The organism is Paracoccus sp. C2R09, assembly GCF_018860625.1.
GTDB lineage: Bacteria > Pseudomonadota > Alphaproteobacteria > Rhodobacterales > Rhodobacteraceae > Paracoccus.
In genome coordinates this window covers 21,775-38,628 of sequence record NZ_JAHKQB010000007.1, presented here as the reverse complement: position 1 = coordinate 38,628, position 16,854 = coordinate 21,775, and the positions used below count along the sequence as shown (strand labels likewise).

Sequence of the window (16,854 nt, the reverse complement as noted above, 5' to 3'; positions counted from 1 at the left end):
CTTAACCTTCGATGATCTGCACCTGCCAGGGCCGCAGGCCGTCCACCTCGTCCTCGGACAGGTTGGCGCGGATCAGCAGGCTCTGGACGTCGTCCTCGCGCCGGAAGGACAGGATTGGCCCCTCGGACGCCATCTCGGTCATGTCGCCATGGCGCAGCGCGCTGTGCTTGCGGCGCAGGCCGATGGCCCAACGATAGTGGTGCAGCAGCGACTGGGCGTCGGCCTCTTGCGCGACGGCGGTGCGCTGCAGGTGGGTATGGGGCACGGGCAGCCAGGGCTTCGAGGTCGAGAAGCCGCCGTTCACGCCCATGTCCCAGACCATCGGCGTCCGGCACCCGTCGCGGCCCTTGAATTCAGGCCAGAACTCGATCCCGTAGGGGTCGCGCAGGTCGTCGAAGGCGATCTCGGCCTCGGGCAGGCCCAGTTCCTCGCCCTGGTACAGGCAGACCGAACCGCGCAGGCACAGAAGCACGGTGCAATAGGCCTTGGCCGCCTGGTCGGACAGGTTCCAGCGGGTGATGTGGCGCACGACGTCATGGTTCGACATCGCCCAGCAGGCCCAGCCGTTCGGCGCGGCCTCGTGCAGCTGGCGGAAGGTCTCGACGATGCGGGACGCGGGCAGGTCGTCGCCCGACAGGAAGTCGAAGACATAGGACATCTGCACGCGACCCGGCACGCCGGTATATTGTTCCAGCAGTTCCAGCCCGCGTTCGCTGTCGCCGATCTCGCCCACGACGACGGCGCCCCAGGGCTTGATCGTCTCGCTGAAGCGTTCGAGGAAGGCGAGGTTCTCGGGCTGCGACTTCGAGAAGCGATGGCTCTGGTGGTTGTAGGGGTTCACGGCGGGCGCGGTGTCGGACTTGCGCAATTCCTTCGCCAGGGGCGGGTTGTCGCGCAGCTGGGCGTCGTGGAAATAGAAGTTGATCGTGTCCAGCCGGAAGCCGTCCACGCCGCGTTCCAGCCAGAACTTCGCCATCTCCAGCAGGGCGTCCTGAACCTCGGGGTTGTGGAAATTCAGGTCCGGCTGCGACGACAGGAAGTTGTGCAGGTAATACTGTTCGCGCCGCGCGTCCCACTGCCATGCGCTGCCGCCGAAGATCGACAGCCAGTTGTTGGGCGCGGTGCCGTCGGGCCGGGGATCGGCCCAGACATACCAGTCGGCCTTGGCGTTGTTGCGGCTGGCGCGGCTTTCCTTGAACCAGGAATGCTGGTCCGAGGTATGCGACATCACCAGGTCGATCATCACCTTCAGGCCCAGTTCATGGGCGCGTTCGATCAGCCAGTCGAAATCGTCCATCGATCCGAACAGCGGATCGATGCCGCGGTAATCGCTGACGTCATAACCGAAATCCTTCATCGGAGACGTGAAGAAAGGAGAGATCCAGACCGCGTCCACGCCAAGCGATGCGACATAGGGAAGCCGCTGCGCGATCCCCGCAAGGTCGCCCACGCCGTCGCCGGTCGTGTCCTGGAAACTGCGCGGGTAGATCTGATAGATGATCCCGCCCTTCCACCAATCCGTCGTCTGTTCCGTCAAGTCATCCACCTTTCACGGAGCCGGCCAGCAATCCGCGGACCAGGTATTTCTGCATTGCGAAGAAGACCCCCAACGGCACCGCGATCGAGATGAACGCGGATGTCGCAAGGATCTCCCATTCCCCGCCACGAGAGCCCATCAGCTCTCGCAGGAGGCCGGTCATCACCAGCTGTTCGCGGGTGTTGCCCAGGAAGACTGTGGCGACCAGCAGATCGTTCCACACCCAGAGGAACTGGAAGATCGCGAAGCTGGCAAGGGCCGGGAAGGAAAGCGGCAGGATGATGCGGCGGAAAATCTGGAAATCCGTCGCTCCGTCCACGCGTGCCGATTCTATGATCTCGCGCGGGAGGCCCACCATGTAGTTGCGCAGAAGATAGACGGCCAGGGGCAGGCCGAAGCCGGTATGGGCAAGCCAGATCCCCAGATACCCCTTGCCGATGCCCATCTCGTTGTGCATCCGCAACAGCGGGATCAGCGCCACCTGCAGCGGCACCACCAGAAGACCCACCACCGCCGCGGTCAGCAGCGCACGGCCCGGGAACTGCATCCATGCCAGCGCATAGGCCGCGAAGGCCGCGATCATGATGGGGATCACCGTCGCCGGGATCGTCACCGTCATCGTGTTCATGAAGGCGCGCCCCAGCCCCGTCGCCGACAGGACGCGGGAATAGTTGTCGGTCGTGAAGCTGGGCGGGGTCGCGGTGGTCACGAAGATCCGTTCACCCCGGCGCATGTCGAACGGCGTGTCCGACACCATGCGATAGGTGCCGTCATCCGCCACGGTGATGTCGATGCCCTCGTCGATCTCGGCGGTCGCGCCCGGTTCGAAGGCCGATGGTTCGCGCGCATTCGTGCCCCAGCCGACCAGGGTCTGGCCGCCCTCGGTCACACTGCCCTCGATCACCCAGACGCCGTCCTGCTGCACGCCTTCCGTTCCCGAACGCACGAAGCCGGTCTGCTCGGACCCCGAGAAGCTCTGCCACCAGCCCGATTGCGCGATCTGGTCGCGGTCGCGGAACGACGACACGAACAGCCCCAGGGTCGGGATCGTCCACAGCAGCACCAGAAGGAACGCCGCGATGTTCACCGCCCAGCCGAGCGAGGATTTCTGTCCGGCCATCCCCTCCATCAGCGGACCTCCTTGCGGGCGTTCCAGATGTTCCAGACCATGATCGGCGTCACGAGGATCATCAGGACGATGGCGATGGCCGAGCCGCGCCCGTAATCGGGCGTGCCGCGGAACATCCAGTCGTACATCAGGTTCGCCAGTACCTGCGTGCCCCATTGCCCGTTGGTCATGACGAAGACGATGTCGAAGACCTTCAGCACGACGATGGTGATGGTGGTCCAGACGACCGCGATGGTCCCCATGATCTGCGGCACCTTGATCTTGAAGAAGACCTGCAGGGGCGATGCGCCGTCCAGCACCGCGGCCTCGACCGTTTCCTCGGGGATGCCGCGCAGGGCCGCCGACAGGATCACCATGGCAAAGCCCGTCTGGATCCAGACCAGCACGATCATCAGGAAGAAGTTGTTCCAGAAGGGCAGGCTCAGCCAGATCTGGGGTTCGGCGCCGAAGCGGGTGACGATCCAGTTCAGAAGGCCGATCTGGGCCTCACCCTCGGCGCGGTATTCGTAGATGAACTTCCAGATGACGCCGGCGCCGACAAAGCTGATGGCCATGGGCATGAAGATCAGCGACTTGCCGATGCTGCCCCATCTGATCCGGTCGGTCAGCTGGGCCGCCAGCAGGCCGAACGCGGTCGAGGCCGCCGGGACGAACAGCAGCCACAGCATGTTGTTCAGCATCGATTCGCGGAACTTGCCGTCATTCATCAACCAGACATAGTTGTCGGCCCCGACGAAACGTTCGCCGTTCGAATTGAACAGCGAACGCCACAGGCTGTCGAAGACGGGATAGACGAGATACATCCCCAGGAAGATGATCGCGGGCCCCAGGAACAGCCACGGCCTGATCTGGTTGGCGCGGCCGATGTTCGTCCCCGCATTCGGCCCCTTGGCCGGAAAGATCCTGTCGAGGACCCAGTTCGACCCCCAGAACCACGCCACGCATCCGAAGACGCCGATGGCGATGGTGCTGATGGCCAGCCAGAACAGTTCCATGTCGTCCTACCCCCTGCGGTATCGCGTCGGGCATGGCGCGATCGCCATGCCCCGGTTCATGGCCGGATCAGTCCAGCGAGGCCCAAGTTTCCTGGATGCTGTCGGCCACCTCCTGCGCGGAATCGCCGCCGACGAAGTCGATCATGCCGGTCCAGAACGCACCCGCACCGATCGCACCGGGCATCAGGTCCGACCCGTCGAAGCGGAACACCGTCGCATCCAGCAGGATCTGCCCCATCCGCTTCAGCGTCTCGTCGCCATAGGCTTCGGGATTGGCACCCTTGAAGGGCGTCAGGAAGCCCTTCTGCGCCATCCAGATCTCATGCGCGGCGGGGGTCTGGAGGAAGTCGATGAAGGCCATAGCGGCGGGGTTCTCGCTCATGACGGCGAACATCGTGCCGCCACCCAGCACGGGCTGGCCGAAATCACCCGATTCGGGGGCGGGCATGTAGAAGAAGTCCGCATCCTCGCCGATCATCGTGCCTTCGGGGAAGAAGGTCGGGATGAAGCTGGCCTGGCGGTGCATGTAGCAGCCCGGAGGACTGTCGAAGAGACCGGCGGGGCTCTCGCGGAAATCGGTCACCGGAACGGCACCCACGCCGCCTGCGACGAAGTCCTCGTTCTTGGCGAACCAGCCGAATTCCTCGATGGCCGCGACGACCTTGGGATCGTTGAACGGCATCCCGTTCGAGGTCCAGGCGTCGTAATCCTCGGGGGTGGCGGTGCGCAGCATCAGATCCTCGACCCAGTCGGTCGCGGGCCAGCCGGTCGCGCCGCCCGATCCCAGGCCGATGCACCAGGGCGTCTCGCCATCCTCGGCCATCTGTTCGGTAAGGGCCTTCAGCTCTTCGTAGGTCTCGGGGATCTCGTAGCCGAAATCCTCGAAATTCTCGGGGACGTACCAGACCAGCGATTTCACGTCGGCCTTGTAGGGGAAGGCGAACAGCTGCTCGGTCCCGTCCTGGCCGGCATAGGTGCCCAGCTTGGCCCAGCTTTCGCCGGCGGCGTAATTGTCCACCAGCCACTGGCGCTTCTCCTCGCCCAGGGGCTGGATATAGCCGCGCGCGGCAAGGTCCGCGGCAAGGCCCGGCTGCGGGAAGACGGCCACGTCGGGGGGCGATCCGGCCTCGCTGTCGATGACGATCTGCTGTTCGAAGCTGTCGGACCCCGAATAGTTCGCGCGCGCGCCGGTGGCCTCGTTGAAATAGGCGATGACCGAGCTGAACAGCTCCTGGTCGCCGCCCAGCCAGGGCCCGAGGATGTCGAAGCTCTCGCCCTCCAGATCGGGATGGGCCGCCTTGAACTCCTCCAGGCTGTCCCAGTCGATGCGGTCGTCGCTGCCCGGTTCGATCACCAGCTGGGCCTGCGCGGTCCCTGCCAGCAGCGCGATGGCCGCGGCGGTCGTCATGATCCTGTGTTTCAACTCGTCCTCCCTGACTGTCGATGACTGCCCCCGCAGGGCAGGTCCTGGGGCCGAACATCCGGCAGTTCGTCGCCGGATGTCAAACGCTTCCGGGCCGATCCGGATCGCGACCGAGGTCGGATCGGACGCGACGTCACGTCCCGGATCGCCAGGATCGCGGGGCGGTCCGCAATACGGATTTCACGAAGAATCGCCGGTCGGTTCATCAGGCACCCCCGCATTTCCCGGCCCTGTCGTCCCGACATGCAGGGCCCTTGCGATCATTCAGCCCGTTGGCGCCATCGCCGTCAAGCGGGGTCGGTGGCCGGGGCCGCATGGGGGCGGAACGCGCGGTCACGGGGAATTGTACGAACGACTTGATTTTCCAATCCAGCTGCCTAAGCTGACGCCCTACCGGGACAGTTTCGACCCCCGGCATGGAATACCGCCCGGGGGCGATGGAGGGCGCCCACGGACGGTTTGCGCGCAGGCCGATCGCATCGGTGCGTCCGATCCGCTGAGCGGCCTGCGCGAACAACCCGATCATGCCTGCCAAGGATGCCGGGGCGGATCAGCCGCCCAGTGCCAGCCCGATTCCCGTGCCGGCCGCCAGCGCAAGCGTCGTCACCAGCCAGATCGGCACGGCGGAACGCGGGGCGATGACGGTCAGGCGTGCCTCTTCGGGGTGGGCACGTTCCCACAGCGCCTGCTCGACCATGCGCGGCAGCAGCGGACCGAAGCGGGCGACGGTCTGCGCGACCTCGCCCAGGTCGTGGGCGACCGCCTTGGGGCCGATGCTTTTCTTGATGTAGTCGGACACGACCGGCTTGGCCGCGTCCCAGATGTTCAGCTGCGGGTCCAGCGAACGGGCGACACCTTCCACCACGACCATGGTGCGCTGCAGCAGGATCAGCTCGGTCCGGGTGGGCATGCCGAAACGCTCGGTTACCTCGAACAGATAGGACAGCAGGTTCGCCATGCTGATCCGGCTGGCATCGGCGCCGAAGATCGGCTCGCCCACGGCGCGCAGGGCGCGGGCGAAGGCGGCCTCGTCGCGGTCGCGGGGGACGTATCCGGCCTCGAAATGCACGCGTGCCACCCGGCGATAGTCGCGCTGGATGAAGCCGTAGAGGATCTGGGCATAGACCCGGCGGGTGTATTCGTCGATCTCGCCCATGATGCCGAAATCGTAAGCGATGACATTGCCGTTCGCCGCGACCTTCAGGTTGCCGTGATGCATGTCGGCATGGAAGAAGCCGTCGCGCAGGGCGTGCGACAGGAACAGCTGGATGACGCGGGTCGCGATGTCGGTCACGTCATGGCCCGCCGCGATCAGCGCATCGCGGTCGCCCATGGGCAGGCCCTCGGCCCAGTCCGCGCTCATCACCCGGCGGGCGGACAGTCCCCATTCGGGGCGGGGCACCTGGAAACCCGCATCCTCGGCGGTGTTATCGGCGAATTCCGACGCGGCCGCAGCTTCGAGCCGAAGATCCTGTTCGGCGGTGACGGTCTGTTCGAAATGGCGCACCACGTCGCGCGGCCGCAACCTGCGCGACGAGGGGGCCACGATCTCGATCAGGCGGGCGCCGAAATGAAAGGCGTCGATGTCGCGCTTGAAGGCCGGGCCGATGCCGGGGCGGACGACCTTGATGGCGATCTCGTGGCCCGTCTCGCGGATGCGGGCGCGGTGGACCTGCGCGATCGAGGCCGCGGCGACGGGCTCGGAAAACTCGCTGAACAGCTCGTCCACGGGTGCGCGCAGCTCGGCCTCGATGACCTTGCGGGCGATGGCGGTGTCGAAGGGCGGCAGGCGGTCCTGCAGCATCCGCAGCTGACCGGCCAGTTCCGGCCCCACGACATCGGCGCGCGTGGACAGGATCTGGCCGAACTTGATGTAGGCGGGCCCCAGGGCGGTGATCGCACGTGTGATCGGCGGCAGGTTCGGATCGCCCTTGTATCCCAACCAGCGAAAGGGCCAGCCCATGACGCGGGCGGCCATCCGCAGGCGGATCGGCGCATCCACCGCGTCCAGCACGGCGGCCATCGCGCCGGTCCGTTCGAAGGTGGCGCCCGTCCGGATCAGCCGCAGGATGTTCAGGGGTCCGCGCATGGGCTCAGATCTTCCAGCCCGAATGCAGCGCGGCGATGCCCATGGACAGGTTGCGATACTGCACCCGTCCGAAGCCCGCATCGCGGATCATCTGGGCAAAGGTCTCCTGGTCGGGGAACTTGCGGATCGATTCCACCAGATACTGATAGCTGTCGCGATCGCCCGTCACCGCCTGCCCCATCGCGGGGATCACGTTGAAGCTGTAGCGGTCATAGGCCCATTGCGCCGCGGGCACCGGGATCTGGTTGAATTCCAGCACCACGAGCCGCCCGCCCGGACGCAGGACGCGGTATGCCTCGGCCAGGGCGTCGGGAATGCGGGTGACGTTGCGGATGCCGAAGCTGATCGTGTAGCGGTCGAAGCTGTCATCGGCGAAGGGCAGCTTCATCGCATCGCCCGTGACCCAGGCAAGACGGTCGGCGCGTTCAACGGCCTCGGCGCGCTTCTGCCCCTCGACCAGCATGGATTCGGTCATGTCGCAGACGGTGACGCGCGCGCCCGGCGCACGTTCCAGAAAGCGGAAGGCCACGTCGCCCGTGCCGCCGGCCACGTCCAGCAGGTGCTGTCCGTCGCGGGGCGCCAGCCAGTCCATCAGCGCGGTCTTCCACAAACGGTGGATGCCCGCGCTCATGAGGTCGTTCATCAGGTCGTATCGCGATGCGACGCTGGAGAAGACGCCATGGACCATGCCCGCCTTGGCATCCTCGTCCACGGTCTGGAAACCGAAATGTGTCTGCTTGCCGTGTGTCATGCCGCTTGCCGTTTGCCTGTTCAGACGCCAGATAATCCCGGCCCGCCGCGGGCACAATGCGACGAAAGGGAATGGATTGCCAGAACTGCCGGAAGTCGAAACCGTCAGGCGCGGCCTTCAGCCGCACATGGAGGGCCTGCGCATCGCAAGCGCCGAAATACGCCGCCCCGACCTGCGCTGGCCCCTGCCGCCCGATCTGCGGCAGGTGATGACAGGCGCACGGGTGACGGCCCTGCGGCGCCGGTCGAAATACCTGCTGGCCGACCTTGAGGATCGCGGCACCGTGCTGTGGCATCTGGGCATGTCCGGCCGCATGCTGATCGAAGGCCATGCACCCGGAGAGTTCCACCGCGACCCCTCGATCTATGCCCGCCACGACCATGTCGTCCTGCGGATGGAGACGGGGACCACGATCACCTTCAACGATGCGCGCCGCTTCGGGATGGTGGACCTGATCCGCGAGGGTGGGGGCCATCCGCTGCTGGATCACCTGGGCCCCGAGCCCTTCGACGATGCCTTCACGCCCGCCTACCTTGCCGCGGCCTTCGCGGGGCGGCGCGTGCCGGTCAAGCAGGCGCTGCTGGATCAGCGCATCGTGGCGGGCCTGGGCAACATCTATGTCAGCGAATCGCTGTTTCGCGCGGGGATCGATCCGCGCCGTGCGGCAGGCCGCATCGGGGCCGCGCGGATCGCGATCCTGGCGGGGCATGTCCGCGACGTTCTGGCCGACGCGATCGCGGCGGGCGGGTCGTCCCTGCGCGATCACCGGCAGGCCACCGGAGAGCTGGGCTACTTCCAGCACAGCTTCCGCGTCTATGACCGCGAGGGGCAGCCCTGCCTGCGCGACGGTTGCACGGGCCATGTGCGCCGCATCGTGCAATCGGGGCGATCCAGCTTCTGGTGTGCGTCCTGTCAGCGCTGAACGCTTGGATTTCGGTGCCAAGTGCTGCTAGGACTCGCACGCAGTGCAAATCGGCAAGGGGTCCAAAGGCACCATGGCTTACGAAACCATCATCGTGGAGATCGAGGACGAGATCGCCCTGATCCGGCTGAACCGTCCCGAGGCGCTGAACGCGCTGAACGCCACGCTTCTGGAAGAGCTGTCCTCGGCCCTGACCGAGGCCGACCGCAACGACAAGGTGCGCTGCATCGTCCTGACCGGCAGCGAAAAGGCCTTCGCGGCCGGCGCCGACATCAAGGAGATGTCGGGCAAGAGCTTCGTCGATGTCAGCGACGACGACCTGTTCGGCGCGCAGATCGAACAGATCGCCCGCGTCCGCAAGCCGCTGATCGCGGCCGTCAGCGGCTATGCCCTGGGCGGCGGCTGCGAACTGGCGATGGTCTGCGACTTCATCATCTGCGCCGAGAACGCCAAGTTCGGCCAGCCCGAGATCAACCTGGGCGTCTGCGCGGGCATCGGCGGCACGCAGCGCCTGACGCGCTTCGTGGGCAAGTCGAAGGCCATGGACATGAACCTGACCGGTCGCTTCATGGATGCCGCCGAGGCCGAGCGTTCGGGCCTTGTCAGCCGGGTCGTCCCGACCCCCAAGCTGATCTCCGAGGCGATGACCGCCGCGCGCAAGATCGCCGAGAAGTCGATGGTCGCCGCCCGCACGGTCAAGGAATCGGTCAACCGGTCCTACGAGACGACGCTGCAGGAAGGGCTGCTGTTCGAACGCCGCGCGTTCCATTCGCTATTCGCGACCGAGGATCAGAAGGAAGGCATGGCCGCATTCCTCGAAAAGCGCGAGCCGCAGTTCCGCGATCGCTGATCGGGGCTTCCATTCCGGGCCGCTTTGTCCTATAGGCCCGGACTTACATGCGCGTGGGCCCGCTTAAGGCAAGAATCAGGATCGCTTCATCGAAGCGGTCGCCTTGGGTCTTTTGCGCGAATCGAACGCAACAGACCCTACAGGAGCCACCACCATGGCCAATACCGCCCAGTCCAAGAAACGCGCCCGCCAGGTCGAACGTCGCACCGACATCAACAAGGCCCGCCGTTCGCGCATCCGCACCTTCCTGCGCAAGGTCGAGGAAGGCATCGCTTCGGGCAATGCCGAAACCGCACGCGCAGCGCTGATCGCCGCCGAATCCGAACTGATGCGCGGCGTCACGAAGGGCGTCGTCCACAAGAACACCGCCTCGCGCAAGATCTCGCGCCTGGCAGCACGCGTGAAGGCCGTTCAGGCCTGATCCGCGAAGGGGCGTTTCCCGCCCCCGGCTTCAGCCGATTCCGCTGGAAGTTAACAGAAAGGGTACATGCCTCGTACATGTGCCCTTTTTGCATGCGCAGAAAAAGTCGTTTCTAAAAACTCAATGATTTCAGCGCTGTGTCTTTTTTGTCCGAAGACTCAACGACCTCCGAGATTCGAATCTGGAAACTTACTGTCAAGCACATAGTTCGGTTGCGGGGATCGTCGGGACGGGGCTAATTTCCTCCCTGCGATTCACGTCGCTGTCGGGGGACGGGCCGAACCTGACGCATGATTCCCATGCGTCGCACGGCCGGGCGTTCAAGCAGTTCATGCTGTCTCACGCCCCTCGGATCCGCATCGGTCGGCTGCCATCGGTCGGTTCGGGTCCTGTGTCTTTGAAGGTATGCGGGCAACACGCCCTGAAACGGTCGCTTCGACCGTCAGGGATGCTTTGTCCGTGCCGTATCCCGTCGGCGCGCGCAAAAACTTCTGTCCCGCCGGATGAACCGGCGGGGATCGGGGACAGGCACGGGATACGGGCGATGATGGACAAGATCTGGGGTCAGGCATGCGCAGAGCTGGAAAGCAGCGTGGGGCCGCACAACTACAATCACTGGATCAAGCCGCTGCGCCTCACCTCGATTGACGAGGGTGCGGCCCGGCTGGTCAGCCCGACGCGTTTCATCTCGGACTGGGTGAACCGCCATTACGGCAACCAGATCCTGGACGTGCTGAACCGCAACGGCGCCACCGTCGAACGCCTGCGTTTCGACGTGGGCAGCGCGGCCCCCAAGCCCGCGCCTGCCAATGACAGCGTGGCGGCCCAGCCGACCACCCGCAGCGCCCCGCGTGCCGATCTGGGTGCGCCGCTGGATCCGCGCTACACCTTCTCGAATTTCGTCGTGGGCAAGCCGAACGAGCTGGCCCATGCCGCCGCGCGCCGCGTGGCCGAAGGCGGCCCCGTGGGCTTCAACCCGCTGTTCCTCTATGGCGGCGTGGGCCTGGGCAAGACGCACCTGATGCATGCGATCGCGCATGAATACGGTGTCCGCCATCCGAACGCGCAGGTGCTGTACCTGTCGGCCGAACAGTTCATGTACCGCTTCGTGCAGGCGCTGCGCGAAAGCTCGATCATGGATTTCAAGAGCATGTTCCGCAACGTGAACATGCTGATGGTCGACGACGTGCAGTTCATCGCCGGCAAGGACAGCACGCAGGAAGAATTCTTCCATACCTTCAACGCGCTGGTCGATCAGGGCAAGCAGATCGTCATTTCCGCCGATCGCGCCCCGGCCGAGATCAAGGGCCTCGAGGAACGCATCAAGTCGCGCCTGTCCTGCGGCCTGATCGTCGATCTGCACCCCACCACCTACGAATTGCGCCTGGGCATCCTGCAATCCAAGACCGAGGCCTTCCACCGTCAGCATCCCGACCTGGTGATCGGCGCGGGCGTGCTGGAATTCCTGGCCCATCGCATCAGCACCAACGTCCGCGTGCTGGAAGGCGCGCTGCAGCGTCTGTTCGCACATGCCAGCCTGCTGCGCCGCGAGATCACGCTGGAGGTCGCGCAGGAATGCCTGACCGACATCCTGCGCACCAACGACCGCAAGATCTCGATCGACGACATCCAGCGCAAGGTGGCGGAGCATTACAACATCCGCCTGGCCGACATGATCGGCCCCAAGCGCGCCCGCAACGTCGCCCGCCCGCGCCAGATCGCGATGTATCTGTGCAAGCAGCTGACCAGCCGGTCCCTGCCCGAGATCGGCCGCCGTTTCGGCGGTCGCGACCACACGACCATCATGCATGGTGTGCGCAAGGTGGACGAGCTGATGGGCGACGACACCGCCCTGGCCGAGGACGTCGCGGTCCTGCGCCGGATGCTGGAAGGCTGATCCATCTTGCGTCTTGAGCGGCGGGCCGGGGATGGTTACACATCGGGTCCGGTCGTCGTTCCGATGGCCGTCTGGGACAGGGGAAGCTGATGAAATTCTCGATCGAGCGTGCCGTGCTGGTCAAGGCCGTCGCACAGGCCCAATCCGTCGTCGAGCGTCGGAACACGATTCCGATCCTTGCCAACGTCCTGATCGAGACGACGGATGACGGCGTCAGCTTCCGTGCGACCGATCTGGACACCGAGGTCGTGGACCGCGCACCCGCGCAGGTCGTGCGCCCCGGCGCCACCACCGTCAGCGCCGTCATGCTGAACGAGATCGCCCGCAAGCTGCCCGACGGCGCGCTGGTCCAGATCAGCGCCGATACGGAATCGGGACGCCTGCAGGTGCAGGCGGGCCGGTCCAGCTTTAACCTCGCGACCCTGCCGCGCGAGGATTTTCCGGTCATGGCGACCAGCGAATACGCCGCGAATTTCACCGCCCCTGCCGGTGTGCTCAAGCGGCTGTTCGACAAGTCGAAATTCGCGATCTCGACCGAAGAGACGCGCTATTACCTGAACGGCGTCTACATGCATGTCTCGGACAGCCCCGCGGGACAGTTCCTGCGCTGCGTGGCGACCGACGGCCACCGCCTGGCCCGCATCGATGCCGAACTGCCCAAGGGCGCGGCCGACATGCCGGGCGTGATCGTGCCGCGCAAGACCGTGGGCGAGCTGCGCAAGCTTCTGGACGATGACGAGGCCGAGATCGCCGTGTCCGTCAGCGAGACTAAGATCCGCTTCGCCACCCCGACCCTGACGCTGACCTCGAAGGTGATCGACGGGACCTTCCCCGATTACAGCCGCGTCATCCCGGTGAACAACGCCCGCAAGCTCGAGGTGGACGCCTCGGACTTTGCCCGCGCGGTGGACCGCGTGGCCACCGTCAGCAGCGAACGGTCGCGCGCGGTCAAGCTGGCGCTGGACCAGGACCGCCTGATCCTGTCCGTGAACGCCCCCGACGCCGGCGCCGCCGAGGAAGAGCTGATCGTGGCCTATGCCGACGAGCCGCTGGAAATCGGCTTCAACGCGAAATACCTGCAGGAGATCGCGGGCCAGGTCGATCGCGACAATGCCGTGTTCATGTTCAACGGATCGGGCGACGCCGCCCTCATCCGCGAGGGCAGCGACGAGAGCGCGGTCTATGTCGTCATGCCGATGCGCGTGTGACGCTGCAGCGGATCGAGCTGGCGCAGTTCCGGTCCTGGCCGCGACTGGATCTTGATCTGGACGCGCGCCCGCTGGCGATCTTCGGCCCGAACGGTTCGGGCAAGACCAACATCCTCGAAGCGGCATCCATGCTGGCACCGGGTCGCGGGTTCCGCGCGGCCCCCGCGCCCGAACAGGCCCGCAAGGGCGTCGAGGCCGGCTGGCGCATCCGCGCAGGGCTGCAGGACCACCTGATCGAGACCCAGGCCGCCCCTGCCCAATCGCGCGTTGTGGTCATCGACGACAAATCCGTTCCCCAGACCGCACTTGCGCGCCTGCTGCGCGTCATCTGGCTGGTGCCCGCGATGGACCGCCTGTGGACCGAGGCCCCCGAGGGGCGGCGAAGATACCTGGACCGGGTCACCCTGTCGCTGATGCCCGATCACGCCGATCTTGCGCTGACCTATGAAAAGGCCATGCGCGAACGCAACCGCCTGCTACGCGACCAGGTGTCCGATCCGGGCTGGTATCGCGCGCTGGAGGCGCGGATGGCCGAGGCCGGCGCCGCGCTGACCCGCAACCGGCTGACGGCCCTGGAACGCATCGACGCCGCGCAGGAAGGCGGGCGCGACTTTCCCGCCGCGCGCCTGACGCTGCTGCCCGGCGAAGGTCATGCCGACGATACCGACCCGGCATCCATCGCGGATCGCATGGCCGCGATGCGCGCGCGCGACATGGCTGCCGGACGCAGCCTGACCGGGCCGCACCGCGCCGATCTGGGTGCGCATTGGGGCCCCGAGGACATGCCCGCCGCGCTGTCCTCGACCGGGGAACAGAAGGCGCTGCTGCTGTCGCTGATCCTGGCCAATGCGCGCGCGCTGTCCGACCAGCCGGTGCTGTTGCTGCTGGACGAGGTGGCGGCCCATCTGGATGCCGACCGGCGCGCCGCGCTCTATGACCGGATCGCCGCGATGCCCGCCCAGAGCCTTCTGACCGGCACCGGCCCCGAGCTGTTCGAGGCCTTCGGCACCCGCGCCCGCGCCCTGTCCGTGACCCGCGACGGCAGCCGTTCGCAGGCCGCCTGGACGGACTGATCGAAAACCTGCCGCGAGGGGTGAAAAACCCTGCCAAAGCCGTGACTTTGCCCGCCCGAGGGGATATATCGGGACAGTACGACAAGGAACCCTCATCCATGAACGATACCGCCGCGCAACCCGCCAGCTATGGCGCCGATTCCATCAAGGTTCTCAAGGGCCTCGAGGCCGTGCGCAAGCGTCCCGGCATGTATATCGGGGACACCGACGACGGATCGGGCCTGCACCACATGGTCTACGAGGTCGTGGATAACGGCATCGACGAGGCGCTGGCGGGGCATGCCGACTTCGTCCGGGTGAAGATCCACGCCGACAACAGCGTCAGCGTGCGCGACAACGGACGCGGCATCCCGGTGGACATGCACCCCACCGAAGGCGTCAGCGCGGCCGAGGTCATCATGACCCAGCTGCATGCGGGCGGCAAGTTCGACCAGAACAGCTACAAGGTCTCGGGCGGTCTGCACGGGGTGGGCGTCTCGGTCGTGAACGCGCTGTCGGACTGGCTGGAACTGCGCATCTGGCGCAACGGCCAGGAACATTACGCCCGCTTCGAGAAGGGCGAGACCGCCGAGCATCTGCGCGTCGTGGGCGATGCACCGGGCGAATCCGGGACCGAGGTGCGCTTCATGGCCTCGTCGAAGACGATCCACCCGGAAGGCACGTTCAGCAATCTCGACTATGTATTCAAGACGCTGGAAAACCGCCTGCGGGAACTGGCCTTCCTCAACAGCGGCGTCCGCATCATCATCGAGGATGAGCGCCCCGCCGAACCGCTGAAGACCGAGCTTTATTACGACGGCGGCGTGCGGGAATTCGTGAAATACCTGGACCGTTCCAAGACCACCACGATGGAGGCGCCGATCTTCATCACCGGCGAGAAGAACGGCATCGGGGTCGAGGTCGCGATGTGGTGGAACGACAGCTACCACGAGACCGTGCTGCCCTTCACCAACAACATCCCGCAGCGCGATGGCGGCACGCATATGGCGGGCTTCCGCGGGGCGCTGACCCGCGTCATCACGAAATACGCGCAGGAAAGCGGCATCGCCCGCAAGGAAAAGGTCGACTTCACCGGCGACGACGCCCGCGAAGGCCTGACCTGCGTGCTGTCGGTCAAGGTGCCGGATCCGAAATTCTCAAGCCAGACCAAGGACAAGCTGGTCTCGTCCGAGGTGCGTCCCGCGGTCGAGGGGCTGGTGGGCGAAAAGCTGGCCGAGTGGTTCGAGGAGAACCCCAACGACGCCCGCCAGATCGTCGGCAAGATCATCGAAGCCGCCCTGGCCCGCGAAGCCGCCCGCAAGGCGCGCGAACTGACCCGCCGCAAGACCGCGATGGACGTGGCCTCGCTGCCCGGCAAACTGGCCGATTGCCAGGAAAAGGACCCCTCGCTGTCCGAACTGTTCATCGTCGAGGGCGACTCGGCAGGCGGTTCGGCCAAGCAGGGCCGTTCGCGCAAGAACCAGGCCGTGCTGCCGCTGCGTGGCAAGATCCTGAACGTGGAACGCGCGCGCTTCGACCGGATGCTGTCATCGGAAACGGTGGGCACGCTGATCACCGCGCTTGGCACCGGCATCGGACGCGACGAGTTCAACCTGAACAAGCTGCGCTACCACAAGATCGTCATCATGACCGATGCCGACGTGGACGGCGCGCATATCCGCACGCTGCTGCTGACCTTCTTCTTCCGCCAGATGCCGGAACTGATCGAGGCGGGGCATCTCTATATCGCGCAGCCGCCGCTCTACAAGGTCGGGCGCGGGCGGTCCGAGGTCTATCTGAAGAACGAGGCCGCGCTGGAGGATTACCTGATCCAGCAGGGCATCGAAGGCGCGACCCTGCGCCTGGCCGACGGCCAGCAGATCACCGGCAACGACCTTGCCCGCGTGGTCGAGGAGGCGCGGATCGCCCGCCGCGTGCTGCGCGCCTATCCGACGCATTACCCGCCCCACATCACCGAACAGGCGGCCATCGCGGGTGCCCTGCGTCCGGGCCGGGTGGACGAGGATTCGCAAGGGGTGGCCGATGCCATCGCCCAGCGCCTCGACCTGATCGCCGAAGAATACGAGCGTGGCTGGCAGGGGCGTCCGACGCAGGACGCGGGCATTCGCCTGACCCGCACCCTGCGCGGCGTCGAGGAAGCCCGCGTGCTGGACGGACAGATGCTGCGCAGCGGCGAGAGCCGCCGCCTGGGCGAGATGACGCAGGCCCTGCAGGACATCTATGCCAAGCCCGCCACCCTGATCCGCAAGGATCGCGAACAGCCGATCTACGGCCCGCTCGGGTTGCTGACGGCGGTCTTCCTCGAAGGTGAGAAGGGCCTGTCGCTGCAGCGCTACAAGGGTCTGGGCGAGATGAACCCCGACCAGCTGTGGGAAACCACGCTGGACCCGGTCGCACGCACCATGCTGCAGGTCCGGATCGAGGACGTGGCCGAGGCCGAGGACCTGTTCACCAAGCTGATGGGCGACGTGGTCGAACCGCGCCGAGAGTTCATCCAGCAGAACGCGCTCAGCGTCGAGAACCTGGACACCTGATCGCAGAACGCCCGGACCCACCGTC

The 16,854-nt window shown here is 65.9% G+C and carries 13 protein-coding genes; 7 read left to right on the top strand and 6 right to left on the bottom strand.

The window, feature by feature from the left end:
• Position 1: 1 nt before the first annotated feature.
• The 6 genes from KO490_RS00670 to ubiE form a co-directional block, all read right to left on the bottom strand.
• The gene (locus tag KO490_RS00670; RefSeq protein ID WP_371822252.1) at positions 2 to 1,546 is read right to left on the bottom strand and encodes an alpha-amylase family glycosyl hydrolase; all 1,545 of its coding nucleotides are present in this window, start codon (positions 1,544 to 1,546) and stop codon (positions 2 to 4) included.
• A complete protein-coding gene (locus KO490_RS00665; protein WP_216017478.1) occupies positions 1,539 to 2,666 on the bottom strand; it encodes a carbohydrate ABC transporter permease in 1,128 nt (375 codons plus the stop codon). Before KO490_RS00665 ends, KO490_RS00670 begins: the two co-directional genes overlap by 8 nt.
• Positions 2,666 to 3,661: a carbohydrate ABC transporter permease gene (locus KO490_RS00660; RefSeq protein WP_216017477.1), complete on the bottom strand. Its 996-nt coding sequence runs from the start codon at positions 3,659 to 3,661 to the stop codon at positions 2,666 to 2,668. Before KO490_RS00660 ends, KO490_RS00665 begins: the two co-directional genes overlap by 1 nt.
• 67 nt (positions 3,662 to 3,728) lie before the next feature.
• Positions 3,729 to 5,084: an ABC transporter substrate-binding protein gene (locus KO490_RS00655; protein ID WP_371822251.1), complete on the bottom strand. Its 1,356-nt coding sequence runs from the start codon at positions 5,082 to 5,084 to the stop codon at positions 3,729 to 3,731.
• Positions 5,085 to 5,634: 550 nt separating this feature from the next.
• The gene (gene ubiB / locus KO490_RS00650) at positions 5,635 to 7,173 is read right to left on the bottom strand and encodes a 2-polyprenylphenol 6-hydroxylase (protein WP_216017476.1); all 1,539 of its coding nucleotides are present in this window, start codon (positions 7,171 to 7,173) and stop codon (positions 5,635 to 5,637) included.
• 4 nt (positions 7,174 to 7,177) lie between these two features.
• Entirely contained in the window at positions 7,178 to 7,924 is a 747-nt protein-coding gene (ubiE, locus tag KO490_RS00645; RefSeq protein WP_216017475.1) for a bifunctional demethylmenaquinone methyltransferase/2-methoxy-6-polyprenyl-1,4-benzoquinol methylase UbiE, read from the bottom strand.
• A 76-nt stretch (positions 7,925 to 8,000) separates the two neighbouring features.
• Between ubiE and mutM the strand changes: the two genes are divergently transcribed.
• From mutM to gyrB, 7 genes are all read left to right on the top strand, one after another.
• Complete coding sequence (gene mutM / locus KO490_RS00640; protein ID WP_216017474.1) at positions 8,001 to 8,846, top strand: bifunctional DNA-formamidopyrimidine glycosylase/DNA-(apurinic or apyrimidinic site) lyase; 846 nt, start codon at positions 8,001 to 8,003, stop codon at positions 8,844 to 8,846.
• Between the two features lie 73 nt (positions 8,847 to 8,919).
• Positions 8,920 to 9,696, top strand: a complete 777-nt coding sequence (locus tag KO490_RS00635) for an enoyl-CoA hydratase (protein WP_216017473.1) — start codon at positions 8,920 to 8,922, stop codon at positions 9,694 to 9,696.
• Positions 9,697 to 9,850: 154 nt separating this feature from the next.
• Positions 9,851 to 10,117: a 30S ribosomal protein S20 gene (rpsT, locus tag KO490_RS00630; RefSeq protein WP_216017472.1), complete on the top strand. Its 267-nt coding sequence runs from the start codon at positions 9,851 to 9,853 to the stop codon at positions 10,115 to 10,117.
• Between the two features lie 544 nt (positions 10,118 to 10,661).
• Positions 10,662 to 12,014: a chromosomal replication initiator protein DnaA gene (gene dnaA / locus KO490_RS00625; RefSeq protein ID WP_216017471.1), complete on the top strand. Its 1,353-nt coding sequence runs from the start codon at positions 10,662 to 10,664 to the stop codon at positions 12,012 to 12,014.
• Between the two features lie 89 nt (positions 12,015 to 12,103).
• Positions 12,104 to 13,222 (top strand): DNA polymerase III subunit beta, encoded by a 1,119-nt coding sequence (gene dnaN, locus KO490_RS00620; protein WP_216017470.1) that lies wholly within the window; start codon positions 12,104 to 12,106, stop codon positions 13,220 to 13,222.
• A complete protein-coding gene (gene recF / locus KO490_RS00615) occupies positions 13,219 to 14,295 on the top strand; it encodes a DNA replication/repair protein RecF (RefSeq protein ID WP_216017469.1) in 1,077 nt (358 codons plus the stop codon). The genes dnaN and recF overlap by 4 nt, the downstream gene beginning before the upstream one ends.
• A 98-nt stretch (positions 14,296 to 14,393) precedes the next feature.
• Entirely contained in the window at positions 14,394 to 16,829 is a 2,436-nt protein-coding gene (gene gyrB, locus KO490_RS00610) for a DNA topoisomerase (ATP-hydrolyzing) subunit B (protein WP_216017468.1), read from the top strand.
• The last annotated feature ends 25 nt before the right edge of the window (positions 16,830 to 16,854 follow it).

Coding starts and splice junctions, on each gene's coding strand:
- KO490_RS00635 (WP_216017473.1), top strand. CDS start 8,920: ATGGCTTACGAAACCATCATCGTGGAGATCGAGGACGAGATCGCCCTG.
- ubiB (WP_216017476.1), bottom strand. CDS start 7,173: ATGCGCGGACCCCTGAACATCCTGCGGCTGATCCGGACGGGCGCCACC.
- dnaN (WP_216017470.1), top strand. CDS start 12,104: ATGAAATTCTCGATCGAGCGTGCCGTGCTGGTCAAGGCCGTCGCACAG.
- rpsT (WP_216017472.1), top strand. CDS start 9,851: ATGGCCAATACCGCCCAGTCCAAGAAACGCGCCCGCCAGGTCGAACGT.
- gyrB (WP_216017468.1), top strand. CDS start 14,394: ATGAACGATACCGCCGCGCAACCCGCCAGCTATGGCGCCGATTCCATC.
- KO490_RS00660 (WP_216017477.1), bottom strand. CDS start 3,661: ATGGAACTGTTCTGGCTGGCCATCAGCACCATCGCCATCGGCGTCTTC.
- KO490_RS00665 (WP_216017478.1), bottom strand. CDS start 2,666: ATGGAGGGGATGGCCGGACAGAAATCCTCGCTCGGCTGGGCGGTGAAC.
- dnaA (WP_216017471.1), top strand. CDS start 10,662: ATGATGGACAAGATCTGGGGTCAGGCATGCGCAGAGCTGGAAAGCAGC.
- ubiE (WP_216017475.1), bottom strand. CDS start 7,924: ATGACACACGGCAAGCAGACACATTTCGGTTTCCAGACCGTGGACGAG.